The organism is Paenibacillus alvei DSM 29 (assembly GCF_000293805.1).
Classification (GTDB): Bacteria; Bacillota; Bacilli; order Paenibacillales; family Paenibacillaceae; genus Paenibacillus_B; species Paenibacillus_B alvei.
In genome coordinates this window covers 224,809-246,284 of record NZ_AMBZ01000008.1, presented here as the reverse complement: position 1 = coordinate 246,284, position 21,476 = coordinate 224,809, and the positions used below count along the sequence as shown (strand labels likewise).

The window sequence follows — 21,476 nt, the reverse complement described above, 5'->3', positions numbered from 1 at the left end:
AGGGAATTACAGCATGAAATTCATACGAACAATCATTTGGTTTATTTATTTTTGGCTTTATTTAATTTTTATCATTCCAGGTATGATGAAGGCGAATAGACTGTACAGACAAGGGCGACTTGAAGAGCTGGACGCTTACACAGCCAAACAGGTAGGAAGGTGGGCACGTTCCTTACTGCGTGTAGCTGGAGCGAAAGTCACAGTACGTGGATTGGAACATATTCCGGAAGGCGGTGCAGTCTTTATCGCCAATCATCAAGGGAATTTCGATGTACCGATCATGCTCGGACATATCGGCAAGCCGAAGGCGCTGATGGCTAAAGCGGAGTTAGCCAAGCTGCCCTTCATTCGCGTATGGATGAAATACTTGCGCTGCATTTTCGTGGATCGGAGCAATGTACGCCAGGCGATGAACAGCTTGAATGAAGCAGGCAAGCTTGTAGGGAGCGGGCATCCTATTGTTATTTTCCCTGAAGGAACGCGCAGCAAGGGCGATCAAATCGGGGAGTTCAAAAATGGCGGCTTCCGAGTGGCTACAAAGTCAGGAGTGCCTATTGTGCCGGTTCGTATATCCGGTTCGTACAAGCTGATGGAGGCGAACGGCAATTGGATTCGCCCAGCTCATGTCGAGGTGACGGTTCTTCCAGCCGTTATGACTTCCGCTCTGTCGAAAGAAGAGGCAGCAATGCTGCCAGAGCAAGTGCGCACCATGATCATGAATGCATAATACAGGAAAGGCGCATCTCTTTAGAAGAGTGCGCCTTTTTCATTGGATGAATCAGAAGCTATTTTGGAAACACCGAAGAAATAGCTTGTTTGAGTACGCTTGCGGAATGGTGCAGCTTCTGCATCTCTTCTTCGGACAAGTGCAGCTCATAAATATCGCGGATACCTTGACGATTGACGACAGCTGGCACCCCGATATAGACATCGTCCAAGCCGTACTGGCCAGTAAGCAGTCCAGATACGGACAATACAGAGTTCTCATTCTTCAGAATGGCCTTCGTCAAGCGAGCCAATCCCATGGCAATTCCGTAGTAAGTTGCACCTTTGCGTTCGATGATATGATAAGCCGCATCACGCACATTGACGAAAATCTCATCCAATTCTTCTTGAGTAGGATTGCCATGTGTCTTGCGATAGTGCTCAAGCGGTTGGCCGCCGATGCTGACATTACTCCACACAGGAAGTTCAGTGTCTCCATGTTCGCCCATGATATAAGCGTGGACGTTGCGCGGATCGACGCCGATCTTTTCACCCAACAAATAACGAAGGCGTGCTGTATCTAAAATGGTGCCTGAACCGATGACACGGTGCGCAGGCAGACCAGAATATTTCCAGGTTGCATATGTAAGGACATCGACCGGGTTCGTCGCGACGAGGAACAATCCGTCAAAGCCGCTTTCCATTACGGAAGTGACGATCGATTTGAAGATGTTCGCGTTTTTGCCGATCAGATCAAGTCGAGTTTCGCCAGGAGCTTGGTTCGCGCCTGCTGTAATGACAACTAAGTCCGCGTCCTTGCAATCGCTGTAGTCTCCGGCCCAGATGCGCATATTGGATGCGAATGGAAGTCCATGATTCAAGTCCATCGCATCTCCCTCTGCTTTTTTGCGGTTTGCGTCGATGATGACAAGCTCAGCGGCCAAGCCTTGATTGAATAATGCGAATGCGTAGCTAGAGCCTACAAAGCCCGATCCGATCAATGCGACACGGGACACTTTTGTCATTTGAGTCATAATAAGTATTGCCTCCTCTTAAGTAGTAAACGATAAATTCATGTGTTGACCAGCGACAAGAAGCCAGACTAACCACTTAAATTTTAACCATTTTCCGAAAAAATAACCAACCCTAATTTCCATGCTACAAAAAGTACCATTCAGTTTAAAAAAAGAGTGAGAAAAAGGCTTGCATAGGGTGGGGGGGTATAGTATATTAGATACATGAGGTGGTGATACACAAATGTCAAACGAACGTATCGATGAACAAGTCGATGACGTACTGGACGCTGCTTTCGAATCAGATGATGGTTGCTCCTCAATTGAGGATGGGGGGGCATGCCATTCAACAGAAGGCAAGAGGAAGAGCCATCACTCTGACGAAATGAAAAAGAAGCTGATTCACCGATTGAATCGCATTGAAGGTCAAGTGCGGGGCGTGAAATCCATGATTGAACGAGATACTTACTGTGATGATGTACTGAATCAAATCGCATCCATCCAGTCGGCTCTTCATTCTGTTGGAAGATTGCTGCTCGAAGGGCATATGAAGAGTTGTGTCGTTGAGCGCTTGCAAGATGGTGAACCGGAAGTTATTGATGAACTGTTAACAACGATTCATAAATTACTTAAATAATAATGGTTGTTCCAATTTAAAGCAACAGCCGCAAGGGGAGGAAATCGTGATGACAAACGTAACATGGAAAGTAGAAGGCATGACATGCGGGCACTGCAAGCAAGCGGTAGAACGTGCGGTTGAAGGTACAGGAGCTTCAGCTCAAGTTGATTTGGCAGCGAAGCAAGTGACGATATCGTATGATGAGTCCAAGGTGAAGCCAGAACAAATTCGCGAGGCAATTGAGGATCAAGGATACGATGTAGTTTAATAATTAGGGCGCGGCGCTTTCATCCTGCCCGAAATCATTCAACCGAGAATACTCCTTACGAGGAGTTTTCTTTTGGAATTGGATATAGGGTATAGGGGTATATTTATGAGAGTAGGGAGGACTTGACCATGGCAGAAAAGCATACAACGTTGCCGATTGAAGGCATGACCTGTGCTGCGTGTGCAACCCGGATTGAAAAAGGCTTGAAGCGCATGGACGGCATAGAGGAAGCAGCAGTAAATCTGGCTTCTGAACGAGCAGCCGTGCAGTATGACGGCGATGCTGTATCCTTACAGCAGGTTGTAGATAAGATTGAGCATCTGGGGTATAAGGTGCCGGTTGAAACAATGGATTTGCAAATTGAAGGCATGACCTGTGCCGCCTGTTCAACCCGAATTGAAAAGGGGCTGAATCGATTGCCGGGCGTGCAGAGCGCTGCCGTTAACTTGGCGACTGAGACTGCAAAAATAACTTACATTGGATTAAAGCAAGAAGATATTTTGAATAAAATTGCCCAGCTTGGATATACAGGCCGATTGAAGAAGGAAGAGGGTGAAGGGGAACAAGAGTCGCCGACCCAGCGGAATATGCGCCGTCTGCGCAACACATTTCTTGTCTCGGCTATTTTGTCGATTCCGCTTCTATGGTCGATGGTAGGACATTTTTCGTTCACTTCATGGATATGGGTGCCGGAATGGTTCATGCACCCTTGGGTGCAGATGATTCTAGCTGCGCCGGTTCAATTTATCATTGGTGCACGGTTCTATGTGGGGGCGTACAAAGCGCTTCGCAGCGGCAGTGCCAATATGGATGTGCTGGTTGCTCTCGGCACGACTTCTGCGTATGTGTACAGTGTGTATTTGGCGTGGCAATGGCAAATCGGCCAACTTCATCATCCTGAAATGTACTTTGAAACGAGCGCTGTGCTCATTACCCTTATTCTGCTTGGAAAATGGCTGGAGGCTTCTGCGAAAGGGCGCTCCTCTCAGGCAATTCGCGCTCTCATGGGACTTCGTGCTAAAACGGCAACGGTTGTGCGCAATGGCGAACAAGTAGAAGTGCCAGTGGAAGATGTGGCGAGTGGAGACATCGTGCTCGTTCGTCCAGGCGAGAAGGTTCCAGTAGATGGAGTTGTCGTTAGTGGTACTTCAACCGTAGATGAGTCCATGCTGACTGGGGAAAGTGTTCCTGTGGAGAAGCAGGCTGGGGATAATGTGTATGGTGCTACAGTGAATGCGCAAGGCGCTTTCACGATGCAAGCGACTCAGATAGGCTCCGAAACGGCTCTGTCGCAAATTATTAAAATCGTCGAGGAAGCACAGGGATCCAAGGCTCCTATTCAGCGGATTGCGGATAAAATTTCAGGCATTTTCGTACCGATCGTCGTTGGGATTGCAGTTCTTGTGTTTTTGCTATGGTACTTCGCAGTTGAGCCCGGGAACTTCGGTATCGCCTTATCTCGTACCATCGCTGTGCTCGTCATTGCTTGTCCATGCGCATTAGGTCTGGCTACACCAACTTCTATCATGGCTGGTACGGGTCGTGCGGCCGAATATGGTGTTCTATTCCGTGGAGGCGAACACTTAGAGGGAGCTTATCGAGTTCAGACTGTTGTGCTCGATAAGACGGGTACCGTAACAGAAGGGGCGCCTTCGCTTACCGATGTTGTGCTTCCTGATGTGAATGAAGAGGAGAAGGCAGAGCTCTTGACCCTGCTTGCATCTGCCGAAAAGCAGTCTGAGCATCCGCTTGCGCAAGCGATTGTGAAGGGACTGTCCGAGCAAGGAATTAGTACGGTTGAGCCGACTTCATTCCGCGCTGAGCCTGGATATGGCATAGAGGCTCAAGTAAATGGGCAATCCATCATTGTCGGGACGCGCAGATGGATGGAGAAGAACGGAATCGTAAGCAGTAACGCGGAAGCAGCACTGCAGGAGATGGAACAGTCAGGCAAGACGGCGATGTTGATTGCGGTTGATGGCAAGTGGAGAGGGATTGTTGCTGTAGCTGATCAGGTGAAGGCTTCCTCGAAGCAGGCGATTGAGCGGCTCCATCAGATGGGGATTCGCGTAGTGATGATGACAGGGGACAACATTCGAACAGCGAAAGCCATCGCTTCACAAGTCGGGATTGATGATGTATTTGCAGAGGTGCTGCCTGAACAAAAAGCGCAGCATGTTCGTGAGCTGCAGCAGGACGGCACAGTCGTTGCCATGGTAGGCGATGGCATCAACGACGCACCTGCGCTTGCCGCGGCTGACATTGGCTTCGCTATCGGTACAGGGACGGATGTAGCAATGGAGACAGCAGGTGTAACTTTGATGCGCGGCGACTTGAACGGGATTGCTGATGCGATGGAGATGAGCCGCCGGACGATGCGCAATATTAAGCAAAACTTGTTCTGGGCGCTTATTTACAATACGCTCGGCATTCCGATTGCAGCATCCGGTCTGCTTGCTCCATGGCTTGCAGGCGCGGCCATGGCGTTCAGTTCAGTCTCGGTCGTGCTCAATGCGCTTCGTCTTCAGCGGATCAAGCTGTAATTTCAAGGAGAGGCTTTTCTGAGCTATGGTGGATGAATGCCGACAACGGACATGTGTTGTATGCTCAACATCTGCGTAATGCGGACAGTCGGAAAAAGGCGCAGACCATATTCGTACCAACAACTTTGGTGTTAACAAATGATATATGCGCGTGGTATGATCATAAATGATGATAGGTTGGATTAAGGAGGTCTGAGCATGCAATTACGCGTTACAGCGAAGGCAGTCGAGCGTTTTTTGGCCGATTGGGGATTTACAGCAGGAGATCAAGTGCGCATCTTTGTGCGCTACAGCGGATTCAGTGCTTCAGGGCCTTATTCATTCGGCATCATGAAAGACAGTCCGCAATATCCAGCAGTGACGGAAGTCGTGAACGGCATTACGTTCTTTATGGAGCAAAATGATGTATGGTTCTTGGATAATCGCGAATTGACGCTGGATGAGAAGGACGAAGATATTGTTTTCGTACATGAAGGGATGGTCATCTAGCATATCACCCCATCAATGATCGTTAGGCGAGCCGTGAGGCTCGCCTATTGTGTATGTAAGGGGAGCTTATGTACAAATGAAGCGGGCGGGGTCAGGATTTTTTTCGAATAGAAACTGAGAAAAAATTCTTGTCAATCGCTCTGGTTAGATATATAATCGTTCTCAATTGGAAGATGTGTGAAAGCGGCTTTCAATGTAATTGAATATGGGAAACAGGTGCTTCGGGTAACGTCGGAGCTTAATAGGGAAGCCGGTTGGAAATCCGGCGCGGTCCCGCCACTGTGACAGTTGAGGTATTGCGAGAGAGCCACTGGTTTGTAAGGAATCGGGAAGGCTGCAATGGCCAATGAAGCTGAAGCCAGGAGACCTGCCTGTTTTGACAACACTGTTCGTACCTACGGGAGATAGGGAAGTGTTCGTAAGCATGGATATCGTCATTTCGATTCCTCTTAGCATGAGGTGTTTTTTGCTAATGAGCCGGAAGGAACGATCTATTCCATTATGCCTTCATGGACGTTTACGAGACATTTCTGTTATGGGACAGGAATGTCTTTTTTGCATATTAAGGATGTAATGAATGCACAAGGCGATCCATAAACGTCTCATAAGGTGGAGTAGTGAGTTCGACTGCAATTCTAATTCCGTGTTAAGCGATAGAAATTGTCCAATTAATCCCGTACGGCAAAATTACGCATGAGAGGGGCAGTATGATGACAGCCAATTCAATCAAGACAAGCACAGCAGGTTACCCTCGGATCGGATACGACCGGGAATGGAAAAAGGCATTGGAGCAGTATTGGGCAGGCAACAGCTCTGCGGAGCAATTGGAGGATGAGCTGGAACGCATCAATGACGTTCGCCTGAAGACGATGCAAGAGGCAGGTATTGATCTGATTCCGGTCAATGATTACACCTGGTATGATCATGTGCTTGATATGACTGCTACTTTCGGATTGATTCCTTCACGGTTCTCCTACAATGGAGGTGAAGTAAGCGCGGATTTGCTGTTCGCATTGGCTCGAGGCACACAGGATGCCGTCGCTTGCGAGATGACGAAGTGGTTCAACACGAACTATCACTACATTGTGCCAGAGTGGGAGGGCAAGGCTCCGCAATTGACGGTCAACCGCCCGCTGCAAGCATATCGCAGGGCTAAGCAAGCCCATGGCATTGAAGGAAAGCCAGTCATCATCGGCCCCTATACGTATGTCCGCTTTATTAAAGGGATTAAACCGGAAGAACGCTTGAATGTACTTCGTCAATTCGCTGGAGTATATGGACAGCTCTTGAGTGAATTGGAGCAGGAAGGCGTGAAGACCGTTCAATTGGATGAGCCGGCATTCGTTCTGGAGATGCCGCACGAACATTGGCCGGCAGTGCAGGAAATATATGCTGAGCTTCGCAAGGCGGCTCCAAGCTTGTCGCTATGGGTGCAAACATACTTCGATGCAGTATCAGATTACGAATCGTTCGTGTCGCTTCCGGTAGATACGCTCGGTCTTGATTTTGTTCATGATAAAGGTAGAAATGAAGCAGCACTGCGTAAATTTGGATTCCCAGAACAGAAGCAGCTTGCCATCGGTATCATTGATGGCCGTAATATTTGGCGTACGGATCTAGCCGCAGCAGCGGCTTGGCTCGAATCGGTGGAAGGTATTGTCCCGAGGGAGCGCTGGATCGTACAGCCATCATGCAGCCTGCTGCATGTACCGTTGACTGCGAAGCGGGAGATTGAATTGCCAGCCCCTGTTAGAGAAGCCTTGGCGTTCGCAGACGAGAAGCTGGAGGAGACTGCTGCGCTTGCTCGTCATTTCTCAAGCCCAAGCGAGGAGACTCGCGCAGTGCTCACAGACAGCGGCGCTCGCGTTCAAGCTTGGCGCAATGAGCCTTCGAGACAGCGTCCGCAAGTGGTTCAGGCTTTGGAGGAGCTGCTTCGGACAGAAAAAGAAAAAGGAATTGAACGCCTTCCATTTGAAGAGCGCAAGGAGCTGCATCGTAAGCGCTGGCCTTCCTTGCCGCTGCTGCCGACAACAACGATCGGAAGTATGCCGCAAACTGCGGATATTCGCCGCGCTCGCCTTCGTTTCCGCAAGGGCGAATGGGATGCAAAGACATACGAAACGTATTTAGAAGATGAAATGACACGATGGATCCGCATTCAAGAAGAGATCGGAATTGACGTTCTGGTGCATGGCGAGTTCGAACGGACAGATATGGTCGAATATTTCGGTGAAAAGTTAGATGGGTTCGCATTTACAAAGTTTGGATGGGTTCAATCCTATGGTTCGCGCTGTGTGAAACCGCCAGTGTTGTATGGAGATGTTGCGTTTACAGAGGCAATGACAGTGAAGGAAACGGCATTTGCTCAATCCTTGACTTCTCATCCGGTTAAAGGGATGCTTACTGGCCCAGTCACAATCTTGAACTGGTCTTTTGTCCGCGATGATATCCCGCGTGAGCAAGCTGCGTTCCAACTGGCCTATGCGCTTCGCCAAGAGATTGCTGCGCTGGAGAAAGCCGGAATCGGCATGATCCAGGTCGATGAGCCGGCGGTGAAGGAAGGCATGCCGCTGAAGGCAGAGGATGCTGTTTATTACACCGATTGGGCGGTATTGGCGTTCCGCCTTGCCACCTGCGGAGCAGCGCCGGAAACGCAAGTGCATACGCATATGTGCTATTGTGATTTCTCCGATATGGTTGACACAATCCGCAAGATGGATGCGGACGTCATTTCACTTGAAACGGCACGAAGCGGCGGCGATATGATTGGAACGCTGGAGAAGCAAAGCTATGAGCTTGGCATCGGACTTGGCGTCTATGACATTCACAGTCCCCGCGTCCCAGCGGTGGAAGAGATTGATCGAATCATCGAACAGGCACTGCGCGTGCTTCCAGTAGAGACGTTCTGGATTAACCCGGACTGTGGTCTGAAAACTCGCCGCGAGCCTGAAACAGTAGCAGCATTGCGCAACATGGTAGAAGCAACGAAGCTTGCTCGTGCCCGTCATGCAGCGGCCGTATCAACTGAAGCATAAGCTTGTTCATTACCACTCCCCGCAACATGCAATTATACCTCAATAGGATCATTTAAGTAGGAAAGGGTCATCTCTCGCAATCATCGTGATTGCCATGCAGGGATGGCCCTTCTTTCTTAAAGTGGAGTGGAATAAGAAAGATTAAAATTTGAAATATGCAATAGATGGCATATGGACAACTTGATTTCTGGACATGAGTAAAGGAGAACGAAAATGGTTATTTATACGTAAAGGATGTCGAGATATAAGGATATATCAAATGAAGAAAAGATATGGTATAATAGGGATGTAAGCGGATACATATCTCCTGCTTCCATCTTCCCGTACCCTACTTCCGGAAGCAGAAAGGTGGGATCTGATATGCGTTGGATTACACAATGGTTCAAACGGAACAAACAGGTTTCTCCATCGGTACGTAAAAGGGTGCACGTGACTGTGGAGGATGTGCGCAGAGCGGTGCTTCAATACGAAAAAGATATGCCGAATGAAATCAAACGCACAACACTGATGCTAGCAGATCACAGCATTGATTTGAAGCGTCTGCGCCGTTACTTGGGCGGGGAATCGGATCAGAAATTTTATATGTCCCAATATACGTACGAAATATTTGATGAGAAAGACAAGCATATTCCGATATATCTCGATATGGTGCAGGCTGCGGTGGATGATTATTTGGATGAACATGATGATCTTCCCGTACTCTCGGGCACGCGCAATCGCCAAGTTCATTATGACTTGCTCGTGCAGCGCCACTATTTAAAAGAGAAGCCGCCAATCTCGCTTTACTTAACGACCGAGCAATTTTTGCTGACACATGAAGAGGATTGGCATAAAACGCAAGGAGCCCTCAACTGAGGCTCAAACTGTATAGGGGAACAAGAGCTTGCCTCCTATGATGGGAGATAAGCTCTTTTTGTTTATTTTCCAGTTAAAATTCTGGGGCGATTAGTGGTATCCTATTAGATGGAATGTCTTCGTTATTTATAGTCGAATGATGAGCGAGGTGCGTAATCATGGACATCATCGGATGGATGGCAGAGCAGAAAATTCAAGAAGCGATGAAGGAAGGCGCATTTGATCAACTGCCTGGCAAAGGGAGGCCATTAGATCTGAAAGATTTGACCCATGTTCCTGAGGAATTGCGGCCTGCATATTTGATGATGCAAAATGCTGGACTGCTGCCTGAACCTATATATCTTGGACGTGAAATCGTACGTTTGGAGGAGCTTCTTGCAGCGTGTGATCCAGAAGATAAGCAAAGGATAGGCGACACTCGGAAGCAGCTGAATGAACGGAAACTCCGGCTGCAGATGATGATGGAGGAGCGTGGGTGGACTGTTGTGCCCGCGTTTGCCCAATATGAATCGCAAATCGTAAGCAAGGTGACCGGTGTCACGAAGTCTCCCGATGAGAAGTGAAAATTGGACAAACTAGACTCAGGAGCAGCTCATTTGACGCATGTGAATTCGTTATCCATGAAACGATAGATATAACCGTACATATTGAAGCAGAGCAATGCAGATAGGTTCATTGCAATGTTGGGATAGAAGGAAGGAAAGGTGTACATGGTATGACGACCTATTGGCAACAACTTAGAAGAGAGCTCCCTCAATGGGTAGAGGAGAGCCGGACTGTATCACAGGATGGAGAGGTCGCTTCTTATATACCCGGGCTTGCAAGTGCTCCGAAGGACGCGCTGTGCATATCGTTGTTCGGTATTCAAGGTGAACAAGTGCATGCAGGCGATTGCAAGTTAACGTTTACGATGCAAAGTATATCCAAAGTATTTTCACTGCTCCTCGCTTTGCTCGATAGTGGTGAAGCAGGCGTATTTAGTAAGGTAGGCATGGAGCCTACTGGAGATGATTTCAACTCGATCTTGAAGCTTGAGCTCGTTGATCCGGGCAAGCCGTTCAATCCGTTCATTAATGCGGGAGCAATCGCGATCGCCTCGCTGATTGAAGGCGAAACTCCGCAAGAAAAATCGATGCGCATGCTTGAATTCATCCGTGAATTGGCAGATGACCCAACGATAACATGGAATGAAGAGGTGTATCAATCGGAGAGAGATACTGCCCATCGCAACCGCTCGCTCGCTTACTTTTTGAAGGATAATGGTGTTCTTCAAGCCGATGTCGAGGATACGCTCGAAGTGTATTTTCGCCAATGTGCGATCGAGGTCAACACAGACCATCTTGCGCGTATGGCGCTTGTCTTGGCGAATGGAGGCTGCAATCCTCAGAACGGGCGCTGCTACATTCCGAAGCATTATGTACAAATTGCGAATTCATTCATGGTAACATGCGGCATGTACAATGCCTCGGGAGAGTTTGCAATTCAAGTGGGGATACCGGCCAAAAGTGGAGTTTCCGGGGGGATTCTTGCGGTAATCCCAGGCAAGATGGGGATCGGAGTGGTAGGTCCCGCCCTGAATAAGAAAGGAAATAGCGTTGCAGGCGTTCATTTGCTCGGCGCATTGTCGGAGCGATATGATTGGAGCATCTTTTAATACTGTGAGAATATGAAAAGAGCACACGAAATAAGTCCTCCTCACATAGGCTGACATAGTACCTCTTCGTACGGATTACGCAAGAAACGAGGGATGTGTAAGATGTCGTCCAATGAACTGGGGATTACGTATCGTGTGGGCTCAAACCAATCCATTGTACGAGTAACCCCTGTCCGTCCGGTAGCAGGCAAGAGTGAGCGCATTCCGGATACGTATCCACCCGTTGATTCGAGTAAATTTGTATCATCTGCAGATAGTACCCATTCTCTAGCAGAACAGGCTGTCCGCGTGCTGGATCGCCTAAGGAAGTCGAGAACATTAGCGACTGCTATTATGGATGCTGCACAGCGGGGAAATAGAACGGAAGTAACGCGTTTAATTCGGGATATCGGTGTACAATCGAGGCTGGAAGTGAAGTCTACGCCTGATGGTATCAAGTTGACTTTCAATACGGATTCTTCGGAATCACGGTGCTGTGAATTGGAAGTGAAGATGCGTTGGAATCCAATGTAATGACGTCAAAAGCGCCTCATCCTAGGGATGGGCGCTTTTGTTACTTTCGAATCATATTGTTGATAGGCAAGCATGAATCATGCTAGCTTATTGGTTGGCTGGAAATGTCTCATGAAATACAGTGCGTTCTAGAGGCAGGCGGCTTGTAGCATGCGCTGGAGCAGCAGCTTTGCCGAGTGTGATCAGCATGACCGGCACATAGCGGGATGGGATATTGAATTCTGTAACGAACTGCTCCTTATTGAAGCCGCCCATCGGGCAAGTGTCCCATCCTTTGGCTTTTGCAGCCAGCATCAATTGCATGGAAGCAAGCGAACCGTTGCGAATCGCTTCTTCGGTACCAAGCTGTGCAGATGATTCATAGGCGCGATTAATGTTGCCCACCAGTGTATCATGCACTTGCTGTGTGATATTGCCTGCTTGAAGCTGCTCGCCGTACAATTCGGGAGCCATCAAGTTCGCTTGTGTATCTCCAAGTACAGCAATCACCGCTGAGCAGTCCACAACTTGCTGTTGATTGTACGAAATCGGAAGCAGCTTTTGTTTTGTTTCTTCCTGTTGGAAGACGAGGAAGCGCCAATGCTGCAGGTTCCATGAAGAAGGAGCAGAAGCAGCCAACTCCAAAATTTCGTTCAATTCTGTTGCAGCAATCGGAGTATTTGGGACGTATTTACGTACGGAATGGCGCGAAAGCATTGCTTCGCTTGCAGTCATCGATATAGTCATCGTAATTGTCATCCTTTCAAGGCGATATACGCATATAAAATGCTAACGAGTATCTTGTGATGGATAATATTGTGCTAACGAATATATAGTAGCATAATTATCGTTATTGAATCAATGATCAACCTATTTGAAGACAGAAACAAGCAGCATCATCTTCAGTGTGTGCAATTGTTCTCCGAAAGGAGCGGACACAATTGAAATCCTATGCGAAAGATTGCACAATAGAGAAGGGGATTATAGGGGCAATGGATAGAGTCCTCGCTGCTTTCGTTTAGCCAGGGAAAAGGGATTAGGAACAGCGAGGCCAATCACTTCAATTAAGTTTGTTATATAGAATGTACTTTATATGTACTTTATACATAGATGGAGTCGTAAATCAACATAGGCAGTAGCATCTGATGCGAAAGGAGTCGGATATGGAGCATCATCAAATCGAAATTGGGCTTGCAGGCTGGGGAGATCAGGACGCACTGTACGGGCCAGGTACACGAGCCAATGAGAAGCTAACGGAATATGCCAAGCATTTTTCCATCGTTGAATTGGACAGCTCCTTTTATGCCATTCCATCTCCTGAACGGATGCAAGGCTGGAGTAAGCAGACACCAGACAGCTTCGGATTTATTGTGAAGGCGTATCAGGGCATGACAGGCCATTCTCGAGGAAAGCATCCCTTCACAAGCACGAAGGAGATGTTTGAAGTATTTCGCCAATCCGTCCATGCACTTCTGGAGAGGGGAAGGCTTAGAACGGTGTTGTTCCAGTACCCGCCTTGGTTCCATTGTGATCGGCGAAATGTTGACATCTTACGGCGAACGCGAGAATGGATGGAGGGGATTCCTGTCGCATTGGAATTTAGACACCAGAGCTGGTTTGCAGAACCGATGCGAGAGCGCACACTCGACTTTATGCGTGAGGAAGGCTGGATACATAGCATCTGTGATGAGCCGCAAGCTGGCGAGGGGAGCGTGCCGACAGTGCTTGTCCCGACACAGATGGGAGCCACGATGGTTCGTATGCATGGTCGCAACGAATCTGGCTGGAATGCAAGCGGACAACCGAATTGGCGAGATGTTCGCTACTTGTATCGCTACAATGAACAAGAGCTTCAGGAATGGAAGGGGCATGTCCAGTCGCTTCTGAAGGATACGAAGCGCTGCTGGGTCATTTTCAACAATAATTCGGGCGGAGATGCAGCGCACAATGGCAAGCAGTTCAAGCGAATGCTAGGGATGGAGGATCCGCCGCTTCCGGCCGAGCAGCTGACATTATTTGATTAAGGTGGAAATTAGGAGATGTTATCAGTCAGCATCGAATGAAGACAAGGGGCGACAACATCTGATAATAGCCCTCTGAATTTGTCGTATTTTCAGAAATTGTTACTTCCTTTCAATAAAAAAATGAGGTATACTTACCGCTAACATCATAAAGCAGCGTCATCTCGTATATGTGCAGGAATTGGCCTGCATGTTTCTACCCAATCACCGGAATGATTGGACTACGGGGAACCAACGTGCCGCAGCCTATCATATGAAGCAGGCTTGTACATCGCCCATAGGGTATGCTGCAGCGCGGCCGTTTCATCCAGCTGTCAGCCAGCGGGGAAACTTGGTTCACAGTCGATCGCATGCTTGCTTGATTGAGCTTATGGGATATAGGGCTATTCCGTTTGTATTCAGTCATTGCATGCAACTATCGCACAGCCCGGTTCCAATCACCTTCATTCCGAAGGTAGATCAGGAGCCGGGCTGTTATCGTATGAGAATAAAGAGAGATGCACAGCTGCACACATCGAAAGGGGAACTGAACATGAAACGGCTTCAGGATAAAATTATGCAAGAGGGATTAGTGCTGGGCAACAATGTATTGAAGGTGGACTCTTTCCTTAATCATCAAATGGATCCAGCGCTTATGCAGGCGATCGGACAAGAATTCGTGCGCCGTTATGCGGGAGAACGTATTACGAAGGTGCTCACGATTGAATCTTCCGGGATTGCGCCAGGGTTAATGACTGCATTAGAACTGAATGTTCCGCTCATTTTTGCACGCAAGCAAAAATCACTCACTCTGCGTGAGGATATTATTGTAGAGAAGGTGTATTCCTTCACGAAGCAAGAGACGAATGAAGTAACGGTATCCAAGCGCTTCTTGTCCGCTGATGACCGTGTACTGATCATTGATGACTTCCTCGCGAACGGCGAAGCGGCTTCTGGCTTGGCTCGCATCGTCGAGCAGGTGGGAGCTAGTGTCGTTGGATTCGGGATTGTAATTGAAAAGTCGTTCCAGCCAGGCCGTCAAATGCTGCTCGATGCTGGCTATCGTGTAGAATCCCTTGCTCGTATCGCGTCATTGTCTGCGGACGGTGTTGCATTTGTAAATGAAGCTGTAGAAGAAGCGAAGTCCGAGGCGGTGCAGCAATGAGTCAAATCGACAACCGCATATTTGTGAAAAATCGGCATCCGCTGCAAACCTTCTCACTTGGCTTGCAGCATGTATTGGCGATGTACGCCGGAGCCGTTATCGTTCCACTCATTGTGGGCGGTAACTTAGGATTCTCACAAGAGCAAATTACGTATTTGGTTGCGATTGACTTGTTCATGTGCGGCATAGCTACTTTGCTGCAAGTATTTGCAAATCGGTGGTTCGGTATTGGAATGCCTGTCGTCTTAGGTTGTGCCTTCCAGGCGGTCACGCCAATGATCGCAATCGGCAAGGACTTCGGCATATCCTATATTTACGGCGCTATCATAGCGATGGGGCTGTTTGTCATCTTATTCGGCGGTTTATTCGGCAAATTAATTCGGCTGTTCCCTCCGGTTGTAACGGGCTCGGTCGTCACAATAATCGGAGTAACCCTGATTCCTGTTGCGTTCAATGATTTGGGCGGCGGTCAAGGGAATCCAGATTTCGGAAGTCCAACGAACTTGCTGCTCGGATTCGGTGTACTTGTGTTCATTGTCATTATGAACAAGCTGTCTGGCGGATTTATTCGTGCCATATCTATTCTGCTGGGTCTTGTCATCGGAACGACAATTGCGTCCTTTATGGGACAGGTTGATTTTACGCCAGTTGCAGAGGCATCTTGGTTTCATGCGGTTCAGCCATTTTATTTCGGTGTTCCGAAATTCAACATGACGGCCATTCTGACGATGATTATCGTTGCAATGGTTGGCATTGCGGAGTCGACAGGCGTGTTCATGGCATTAGGCAAAATTGTTGGCCGTGATGTAGACTCCAAGGATTTGGCGCGAGGGTATCGTGCGGAAGGCTTGGCGATTACAATTGGCGGGATTTTCAATGCGTTCCCTTATACCACATATTCGCAAAATGTAGGACTTATCCAAATGAGCCGGGTGAAAACGCGAGATGTCATTGTCGTAGCTGGCTGCTTGCTGATGCTGCTTGGTCTCGTTCCGAAAATTGCAGCTCTCACAACACTTATTCCGAAATCGGTGCTTGGCGGTGCAATGGTTGCCATGTTCGGCATGGTCGTATCGAGCGGACTGCGCATGCTCGGTTCACAGGTGGATATGAATCGCCATGAAAATCTGCTTATCATTGCCTGCTCGGTCGGCATGGGGCTTGGAGTAACGGTAGTTCCTCAATTGTTCGCAAGCTTGCCGTCAACGGTACGCATTTTGACGGACAACGGAATCGTAGCGGGAACGTTCACTGCTATGGTTTTAAATTTGCTGTTCAATGGGACGAAGCAACCGACAAGTGAATTGCAGAAGGATGAAGAAGAGATTAGTCATTCCGTAGCTTCCTAATTGTAGATGGGAAGTTGAAAGTTCTGTCCTTGCTTATAGGATAGATGTTAAGCCCATTGGATCATTCCAATGGGCTTTTTTATACATGGAAGGAGAATTGCTTCAAAAGTCCAAGGTAGACGGGAATGATTTGGAGAACCAGCTTCCAAAAAGGATGTGAGCCGCGCGGGTAGAATAGGAAGGACATAAAAAGAAGCCCTCAAGATCAGACCGTAATGCTGATTCTGAGGGCTTCTGTGTTGCACGGAAATACATCAAGCAGCGTGCTGCTCTACGCAATTTCAAGTCAATAGATCGTGAGAGCTGCACCAACTATTTAGAATAGGACTTATTCTGGAAAAAGAGAGCCAAGGTTCCGGGACCGGAATGTGCACCTATTGCACAGCCTATCGAACTAATAATGAAATTCGTCATGCCGAAGCGCTCTTGGATGAGAGCCTTCAATTGCTCCATCGCTTCTGCGTCATCTCCATGAGCGATGCCGATCACTTGCTGTTTATCATTCAGATTTGCCCGCTCCTCCATGAGGTCAACAAGCCGTTGAATGGATTTCTTTCTACCGCGCACTTTATCTACGGGGATAAGTTTACCATCCTCAACATCCAGCACGGGTTTAATATTGAGCAAGCCGCCGATGACGGCTGAAGTTTTGCTGACGCGCCCGCCGCGATATAGATATTGCAGGTCGTCGACTGTGAATACATGCTCCATTTGCCGAGCAAGCGACAGTGTCTGTGTAACAATCTCTTCTCGAGACAAGCCTTCGCGCGCCCAGAGGGCAGCCTGACGAACGACGAGACCAAATCCTAGGGAAGCACATTTCGTATCGATAATGCTGCAAGTAAAAGATGGAAAATCATCTTGTACCATATCGTGCATAATGCGGGACGAAGCATAGGTGCCAGATAGCTCAGAAGAGAATGCAATATAGATAGCTTCATCGTTCGCTTCCGCAATGGATCGGAACGTTTTCTGCAATACCTCCATAGAGAGCTGCGAGGTTTTATATATGCGGCCTTCACGCATGCCATCGAACATGCCCTTAGGTGAAATGGTTACACCATCCTCATATTGTTCATTGTCTATAGTAACGATTAGCGGCATGACAGTAATTCCTAGCTCATCTATAACAGATTGAGGAAGGTCTACAGCACTGTCGGTAAGAATGCGAATTGCCATAATCATACTCCTTTCATCTTTCCATCCACTTTCGAAGTTCAAAATCATCTGACCATTTCCATCATACCACGAGTTGTCGAGAAAGCGGTGAAGGAAAACAACCTTCTTGGCACATACATTTATTGGTATTTTTTCGATAGGAGCTGGTATGCCATTGATGAGTCATATTTTTATTCGCCCGCTCATAAGGGTAGGAGAACGAATGAAATGATAGGAAATGAGGGGAACGGAATGGCGAAGAACAAACGCGGCAAATCATTGTGGAATCTGCCTTCACGTGGGCGTGGGACATGTCCGGTCTGCGCCAGTACACGTATTAAGCTGTTATATAATCGGACAAGGGCGAACGGAGTTCAGATCAAGGTGTGCAAAAAATGCTTTCAGGCCCCACAGGAGCGAATTGATGCATCCTAATCTTAACTTCGGCTAAGCTTGCGTGAATGGACAGAGTCGAACTTATGTCTGTATATGATGCGTAATCTGCTCACTCCTTATTGATCAGCTCTCTACCAACCCTAAAGAAGCTGCCTGTAGTTTGTACGGAAACGTATAGATGATTGCAGGACAGCTTCTTTGCTGTCTTGCCTGTTTCTTTCTATACTTCGTATCCTGTACAATAGAATGGAGTTGAGCAAGCCCGAGGAGGAGAAAGAATGATATTAACGATCCAGGAACGGGATGAAATGTTATCACAGCTCAATGACACGCAGCGGGAGTTTCTGACACATTATCTCGTTCGTTCTCGCCGTACGGCGTTCGCGAATGCGATGGCGAAGGAGAAAGGGCATCATGTTCCAGCAAATGCCGAGCCAGAGGACATTGAAGCGCTGCTTGATGATTGGATTTATACCGGTTATAAGGATGCAGGCACGATAAGTCCAGAGCTGCGATGCGAATGCGGCCGTTCCCTACGCTACCAGCACGAGGTGAAAAATCGAAAGACAGGCGAGATCAAAAAGTTCGGCATTGAGCATCTGAAGGAGCATCTTGGCATTGATGCAGCCATCGTTGCGGTGATTAAAAAGGGGTTCGATGCCATTGATTATGAGCTTGATGAAATCTTGGTGAAGCTGGCAAGCAATTGGCAGCCTGCACCAGATTCATTGATACATGCTGATTTACCCGAGCACATGAAGCAGCAGCTATCGCTGGGACTTCCTTTGCTGGACAGGCAGCTTAACGTGTTGAAGCGCAGGCCTGTTGTTCCTCAAACTCCATCTAAGGCTGTTCCACAGCAGGCTGATCCTAGGCTGGCTTCCATGCCTGAGGAATTTGATTTATGGTCGTGGACAGAATCTGCGGAAATCCAGGAAGTAAGCTATGATGGTCTTACTGCATCCGAACAAGAGGCGGTGAAGCAGTATGTGGCGAACGGTGTGGGCAGTGCTCGCATCATCAGCGAATTGCTCATACGTGATCATGGTTCGCCTGAACGCCGATATATAACAGGCAAACCTAAGATTTATACGGATGTGTGTCAATTTATTGAGCGCACCTTCACTAAGATTGCGATAGAATTCAATGGAACGGAAGATCGCAAGTACACGATGAAGTGACAAAATTGGTGTTGGTGCTGTAGATATCGTTCCAATCCCGTTGAACGTACAAACGCGCTCGCTTTTTTGAGAAATAGGCAAAAAGAGGTTGATTTTTCCTGAATGTTGTGGATATAATGTGTGAAATGAAAAATGGAAGCAACAACGATGAACGGGAGAGTACTCTGCAAGCTCCGTAATGCAGCGAATCGGGAGGGTGGAAGCCGATACGGAATGAAGAGGAAGCGGACCCGGGAGTTGGCTCTTTGAACTGCCTCACACGAGCCCGTAGGAGAGCCCGGCACAGCCGTTATTTATGGAGTGGATTCCTATTGAAGCACACTGCTTCCGGTAGGATCAATAAGAGTGGCACCACGGATTCAAGCCTCCGTCTCTTTGCAGACGGGGGCTTTTTGTCGTGTTAAGAGTTGAATCAATGCCCATGACTTATGTTGCAATATGTTAATCAAAATGAAGGAGAATGAGCTTATGTTAAAACAGATCGCTGCACAACGATTAGAGCCAATGTTAGAGATGAGTGGACACGATATCGAGCGTGCCTTAGAAATACCGCCGCTAAGTGAATTGGGAGATCTGGCATTCCCTTGCTTCCCGCTCGCAAAGCAGTGGAAACGCGCTCCACAGCAAATAGCAGGCGAGCTCGTAGAACGTATCAACCAAAATAGCGATGCCTCACGAATACATGCTGTTGCATCAGGCGGGTATGTGAATTTATTTTTCGATAAGGACTTCTATGGAGAGACGTGCCTTGGACGCATGCTGGAGCCGACTTTCGGGAGGCTGGCGGATGGTTCAGGGCAGCGCATTGTTATTGATATGTCGTCTCCGAATATTGCAAAGCCATTCAGCGTCGGTCATCTGCGTTCTACGGTAATTGGCAATGCTCTCGCTCATCTGTATGAGGCTGCCGGTTATGAAGTGGTGAAGGTGAATCATCTAGGGGATTGGGGGACACAATTCGGCAAGCTTATAACAGCATACAAGCTGTGGGGCAATGATGAGACGCTGCGCCAAGATCCAATCCGCGAAAGCTTGAAGCTGTATGTGAGGTTCCATGAGGAGGCCGCACAGCAGCCGGAACTGGAAGATGAAGCACGCGAATGGTTCCGCAAGCTGGAAGCGGGAGATACAGAGACTGTGCAGCTATGGACGTACTTCGTGGACGCCAGCATGATTGAATTTAATCGGATGTACGAGCGGCTGGGGATTCGTTTTGACTACTTCCTTGGGGAGAGCTTCTACAATGATAAAATGGATCAAGTGGTGGCACGATTGCAGGAGCTTGATTTGCTGGAGGAAAGCGATGGGGCAATGGTTGTTCGATTGGAAGATAAGGGCATGCCGCCATGTCTTATTTTAAAGTCAAACGGTACAACGATTTACCCGACTCGTGACTTGGCAACTGCGATTTACCGCAAGGAAGTGATGAAGGCTGACAAGTTGATTTATGTGGTCGGTGCAGAGCAGCAGCTTCATTTTCAACAGGTATTTGCCGTGCTTGGCAAGATGGGATATGAATGGGCAGAGCAATGCGAGCATGTGCCATTTGGCTTGATGACATTTGAAGGGAAGAAGATGTCGACCCGAAAGGGGAAGGTTATTTTTCTAGATGAGGTGCTGAATGAGGCTGAGAATCGCGCGCTACAAATCATTGAAGACAAAAATCCATCCTTGCCGGATAAAGGAGCAGTTGCATCTCAGGTGGGCATTGGCGCGATTATCTTCGATGATTTGAAGAGCAGCCGCATGTTGTCCGTCGATTTCAGCCTGGAGGAGGCGCTGCGTTATGAAGGGGAAACAGGCCCTTATGTGCAGTTTACTCTTGTTAGAGCTAAGAGCTTGCTTATGAAGGGGGGTCTTGGAGTCTCAACCGGATTCCGCTTCTGCTTCTGAAATTAATGCGACTGCTCGAAACAGTGCGGACAGTTGCATGGCTCATCTGCGTCAGATGCCGGAAGCGGCAGGGAATTGGAAAATGAGCCCAGAGGCATGGGATTGCATCAAGTCCATTTCTAAATACGAGCGTTCGCTGCAGCAGGCGCTAGCAAGCAATGAGCCTTCCATCTTCGCGCGATATATTCTTGATGCAGCGAAGCAATTCAATCGCTTCTATCATCAGGAGCAAATCCTTGTTGAGAATGCGCTTGAACGCCAAATGAAGCTCCGTATCGTTGCTGTCGTTGCACGTGTGCTTCAGGAAGGTCTAGAGAAGCTGGGGATTCAGGCACCGGCGCATATGTAGCGCTGAGATGGCGACAATTGTTGGGGCAGATGCTCAGTGGAATAAATGGGTTGTGCATTCCGCTGTATGCTTAGCGGGTGAGGTGTGGAGCGGGGGAAGTGCAGGAAAATGGCTTGCAGGTAATAGCATATAATTGATAACTGCACGCGAGCCGTGGATTACTAATCCAACGGCTTGTGTGCGGAAAAGCAATTGTATGGATTGTGGAAGTATCGCTGCAGAGATTCATATGGACATAATGGCGACATGGTTCCTAGTCTTGACAATAAGACTAGGATGTGAAAAAATGAGCCTAACGAATATTAGTTAGGA

General features: G+C 48.2%; 18 protein-coding genes, 1 pseudogene, 2 riboswitches and 1 other annotated feature. Of the genes and pseudogenes, 16 read left to right on the top strand and 3 right to left on the bottom strand.

Features of this window, described 5'->3' with window-relative positions; all coding sequences use genetic code 11:
- Positions 1 to 13 precede the first annotated feature (13 nt).
- Positions 14 to 727 (top strand): lysophospholipid acyltransferase family protein, encoded by a 714-nt coding sequence (locus tag PAV_RS23815; protein ID WP_005550469.1) that lies wholly within the window; start codon positions 14 to 16, stop codon positions 725 to 727.
- Positions 728 to 785: 58 nt separating this feature from the next.
- Here the strand turns inward: PAV_RS23815 and PAV_RS23810 are convergent, their stop codons facing one another.
- Complete coding sequence (locus tag PAV_RS23810) at positions 786 to 1,739, bottom strand: L-lactate dehydrogenase (protein WP_005550466.1); 954 nt, start codon at positions 1,737 to 1,739, stop codon at positions 786 to 788.
- Positions 1,740 to 1,962: 223 nt separating this feature from the next.
- Here PAV_RS23810 and PAV_RS23805 point away from each other — a divergent pair, with 223 nt between their 5' ends.
- The 9 genes from PAV_RS23805 to PAV_RS23765 all read left to right on the top strand — a co-directional run bounded on the left by PAV_RS23805 (position 1,963) and on the right by PAV_RS23765 (position 11,694).
- Complete coding sequence (locus PAV_RS23805; RefSeq protein ID WP_005550465.1) at positions 1,963 to 2,355, top strand: metal-sensitive transcriptional regulator; 393 nt, start codon at positions 1,963 to 1,965, stop codon at positions 2,353 to 2,355.
- 49 nt (positions 2,356 to 2,404) lie between these two features.
- On the top strand, positions 2,405 to 2,605 hold the full coding sequence (locus PAV_RS23800; protein WP_005550463.1) for a cation transporter: 201 nt from the start codon (positions 2,405 to 2,407) through the stop codon (positions 2,603 to 2,605).
- A gap of 128 nt (positions 2,606 to 2,733) precedes the next feature.
- Positions 2,734 to 5,148: a heavy metal translocating P-type ATPase gene (locus PAV_RS23795; RefSeq protein ID WP_005550462.1), complete on the top strand. Its 2,415-nt coding sequence runs from the start codon at positions 2,734 to 2,736 to the stop codon at positions 5,146 to 5,148.
- A 198-nt stretch (positions 5,149 to 5,346) separates the two neighbouring features.
- The gene (locus PAV_RS23790; RefSeq protein WP_005550460.1) at positions 5,347 to 5,637 is read left to right on the top strand and encodes a HesB/YadR/YfhF family protein; all 291 of its coding nucleotides are present in this window, start codon (positions 5,347 to 5,349) and stop codon (positions 5,635 to 5,637) included.
- A 197-nt stretch (positions 5,638 to 5,834) separates the two neighbouring features.
- Positions 5,835 to 6,026, top strand: a riboswitch (cobalamin riboswitch).
- Positions 6,027 to 6,347: 321 nt separating this feature from the next.
- Positions 6,348 to 8,672 carry a 5-methyltetrahydropteroyltriglutamate--homocysteine S-methyltransferase gene (metE, locus tag PAV_RS23785; protein WP_005550458.1) on the top strand — a complete coding sequence of 775 codons (2,325 nt, stop codon included), beginning with the start codon at positions 6,348 to 6,350 and terminating at the stop codon, positions 8,670 to 8,672.
- Between the two features lie 360 nt (positions 8,673 to 9,032).
- Positions 9,033 to 9,527, top strand: coding sequence for a DUF3939 domain-containing protein (locus PAV_RS23780; protein ID WP_005550456.1), 495 nt, complete (start codon positions 9,033 to 9,035; stop codon positions 9,525 to 9,527).
- Positions 9,528 to 9,685: 158 nt separating this feature from the next.
- Positions 9,686 to 10,090 (top strand): DnaJ family domain-containing protein, encoded by a 405-nt coding sequence (locus PAV_RS23775; RefSeq protein ID WP_005550455.1) that lies wholly within the window; start codon positions 9,686 to 9,688, stop codon positions 10,088 to 10,090.
- Positions 10,091 to 10,242: 152 nt separating this feature from the next.
- Positions 10,243 to 11,181: a glutaminase A gene (glsA, locus tag PAV_RS23770; RefSeq protein WP_005550454.1), complete on the top strand. Its 939-nt coding sequence runs from the start codon at positions 10,243 to 10,245 to the stop codon at positions 11,179 to 11,181.
- A gap of 102 nt (positions 11,182 to 11,283) precedes the next feature.
- Positions 11,284 to 11,694, top strand: coding sequence for a YuzC family spore coat inner layer protein (locus tag PAV_RS23765; protein ID WP_005550453.1), 411 nt, complete (start codon positions 11,284 to 11,286; stop codon positions 11,692 to 11,694).
- An 87-nt stretch (positions 11,695 to 11,781) separates the two neighbouring features.
- Here PAV_RS23765 and PAV_RS23760 read toward each other — a convergent pair whose 3' ends face one another.
- Positions 11,782 to 12,420, bottom strand: a complete 639-nt coding sequence (locus tag PAV_RS23760) for a nitroreductase family protein (RefSeq protein WP_005550450.1) — start codon at positions 12,418 to 12,420, stop codon at positions 11,782 to 11,784.
- A 416-nt stretch (positions 12,421 to 12,836) separates the two neighbouring features.
- Here PAV_RS23760 and PAV_RS23755 point away from each other — a divergent pair, with 416 nt between their 5' ends.
- From PAV_RS23755 to PAV_RS23745, 3 genes are all read left to right on the top strand, one after another.
- Positions 12,837 to 13,697 carry a DUF72 domain-containing protein gene (locus tag PAV_RS23755; protein ID WP_005550448.1) on the top strand — a complete coding sequence of 287 codons (861 nt, stop codon included), beginning with the start codon at positions 12,837 to 12,839 and terminating at the stop codon, positions 13,695 to 13,697.
- A 141-nt stretch (positions 13,698 to 13,838) separates the two neighbouring features.
- A riboswitch (purine riboswitch) is annotated at positions 13,839 to 13,938 on the top strand.
- Between the two features lie 288 nt (positions 13,939 to 14,226).
- Positions 14,227 to 14,838, top strand: a complete 612-nt coding sequence (locus PAV_RS23750; RefSeq protein ID WP_040736742.1) for a xanthine phosphoribosyltransferase — start codon at positions 14,227 to 14,229, stop codon at positions 14,836 to 14,838.
- Positions 14,835 to 16,187 carry a nucleobase:cation symporter-2 family protein gene (locus tag PAV_RS23745; protein ID WP_005550445.1) on the top strand — a complete coding sequence of 451 codons (1,353 nt, stop codon included), beginning with the start codon at positions 14,835 to 14,837 and terminating at the stop codon, positions 16,185 to 16,187. Before PAV_RS23750 ends, PAV_RS23745 begins: the two co-directional genes overlap by 4 nt.
- Positions 16,188 to 16,499: 312 nt before the next feature.
- On the opposite strand, the gene PAV_RS23740 is transcribed toward PAV_RS23745, so the two are convergent.
- On the bottom strand, positions 16,500 to 17,366 hold the full coding sequence (locus PAV_RS23740; RefSeq protein ID WP_005550444.1) for a DegV family protein: 867 nt from the start codon (positions 17,364 to 17,366) through the stop codon (positions 16,500 to 16,502).
- Between the two features lie 231 nt (positions 17,367 to 17,597).
- On the opposite strand from PAV_RS23740, the gene PAV_RS23735 reads away from it, so the two are divergent.
- From PAV_RS23735 to argS, 3 genes and pseudogenes are all read left to right on the top strand, one after another.
- Positions 17,598 to 17,780, top strand: a complete 183-nt coding sequence (locus tag PAV_RS23735; protein ID WP_040736741.1) for a hypothetical protein — start codon at positions 17,598 to 17,600, stop codon at positions 17,778 to 17,780.
- Positions 17,781 to 18,019: 239 nt separating this feature from the next.
- A complete protein-coding gene (locus PAV_RS23730) occupies positions 18,020 to 18,922 on the top strand; it encodes a DUF3895 domain-containing protein (protein WP_005550439.1) in 903 nt (300 codons plus the stop codon).
- Between the two features lie 138 nt (positions 18,923 to 19,060).
- Positions 19,061 to 19,300: a binding site (T-box leader), on the top strand.
- 90 nt (positions 19,301 to 19,390) lie between these two features.
- Positions 19,391 to 21,164, top strand: a pseudogene (gene argS / locus PAV_RS23725) (arginine--tRNA ligase).
- Positions 21,165 to 21,476: the final 312 nt, after the last annotated feature.

What these genes read in the sequence shown, in the direction of transcription:
- PAV_RS23815 (WP_005550469.1), top strand. Translation starts at nt 14, where the DNA reads ATGAAATTCATACGAACAATCATTTGGTTTATTTATTTTTGGCTTTAT.
- PAV_RS23810 (WP_005550466.1), bottom strand. Translation starts at nt 1,739, where the DNA reads ATGACTCAAATGACAAAAGTGTCCCGTGTCGCATTGATCGGATCGGGC.
- PAV_RS23805 (WP_005550465.1), top strand. Translation starts at nt 1,963, where the DNA reads ATGTCAAACGAACGTATCGATGAACAAGTCGATGACGTACTGGACGCT.
- PAV_RS23800 (WP_005550463.1), top strand. Translation starts at nt 2,405, where the DNA reads ATGACAAACGTAACATGGAAAGTAGAAGGCATGACATGCGGGCACTGC.
- PAV_RS23795 (WP_005550462.1), top strand. Translation starts at nt 2,734, where the DNA reads ATGGCAGAAAAGCATACAACGTTGCCGATTGAAGGCATGACCTGTGCT.
- PAV_RS23790 (WP_005550460.1), top strand. Translation starts at nt 5,347, where the DNA reads ATGCAATTACGCGTTACAGCGAAGGCAGTCGAGCGTTTTTTGGCCGAT.
- metE (WP_005550458.1), top strand. Translation starts at nt 6,348, where the DNA reads ATGACAGCCAATTCAATCAAGACAAGCACAGCAGGTTACCCTCGGATC.
- PAV_RS23780 (WP_005550456.1), top strand. Translation starts at nt 9,033, where the DNA reads ATGCGTTGGATTACACAATGGTTCAAACGGAACAAACAGGTTTCTCCA.
- PAV_RS23775 (WP_005550455.1), top strand. Translation starts at nt 9,686, where the DNA reads ATGGACATCATCGGATGGATGGCAGAGCAGAAAATTCAAGAAGCGATG.
- glsA (WP_005550454.1), top strand. Translation starts at nt 10,243, where the DNA reads ATGACGACCTATTGGCAACAACTTAGAAGAGAGCTCCCTCAATGGGTA.
- PAV_RS23765 (WP_005550453.1), top strand. Translation starts at nt 11,284, where the DNA reads ATGTCGTCCAATGAACTGGGGATTACGTATCGTGTGGGCTCAAACCAA.
- PAV_RS23760 (WP_005550450.1), bottom strand. Translation starts at nt 12,420, where the DNA reads ATGACTATATCGATGACTGCAAGCGAAGCAATGCTTTCGCGCCATTCC.
- PAV_RS23755 (WP_005550448.1), top strand. Translation starts at nt 12,837, where the DNA reads ATGGAGCATCATCAAATCGAAATTGGGCTTGCAGGCTGGGGAGATCAG.
- PAV_RS23750 (WP_040736742.1), top strand. Translation starts at nt 14,227, where the DNA reads ATGAAACGGCTTCAGGATAAAATTATGCAAGAGGGATTAGTGCTGGGC.
- PAV_RS23745 (WP_005550445.1), top strand. Translation starts at nt 14,835, where the DNA reads ATGAGTCAAATCGACAACCGCATATTTGTGAAAAATCGGCATCCGCTG.
- PAV_RS23740 (WP_005550444.1), bottom strand. Translation starts at nt 17,366, where the DNA reads ATGGCAATTCGCATTCTTACCGACAGTGCTGTAGACCTTCCTCAATCT.
- PAV_RS23735 (WP_040736741.1), top strand. Translation starts at nt 17,598, where the DNA reads ATGGCGAAGAACAAACGCGGCAAATCATTGTGGAATCTGCCTTCACGT.
- PAV_RS23730 (WP_005550439.1), top strand. Translation starts at nt 18,020, where the DNA reads ATGATATTAACGATCCAGGAACGGGATGAAATGTTATCACAGCTCAAT.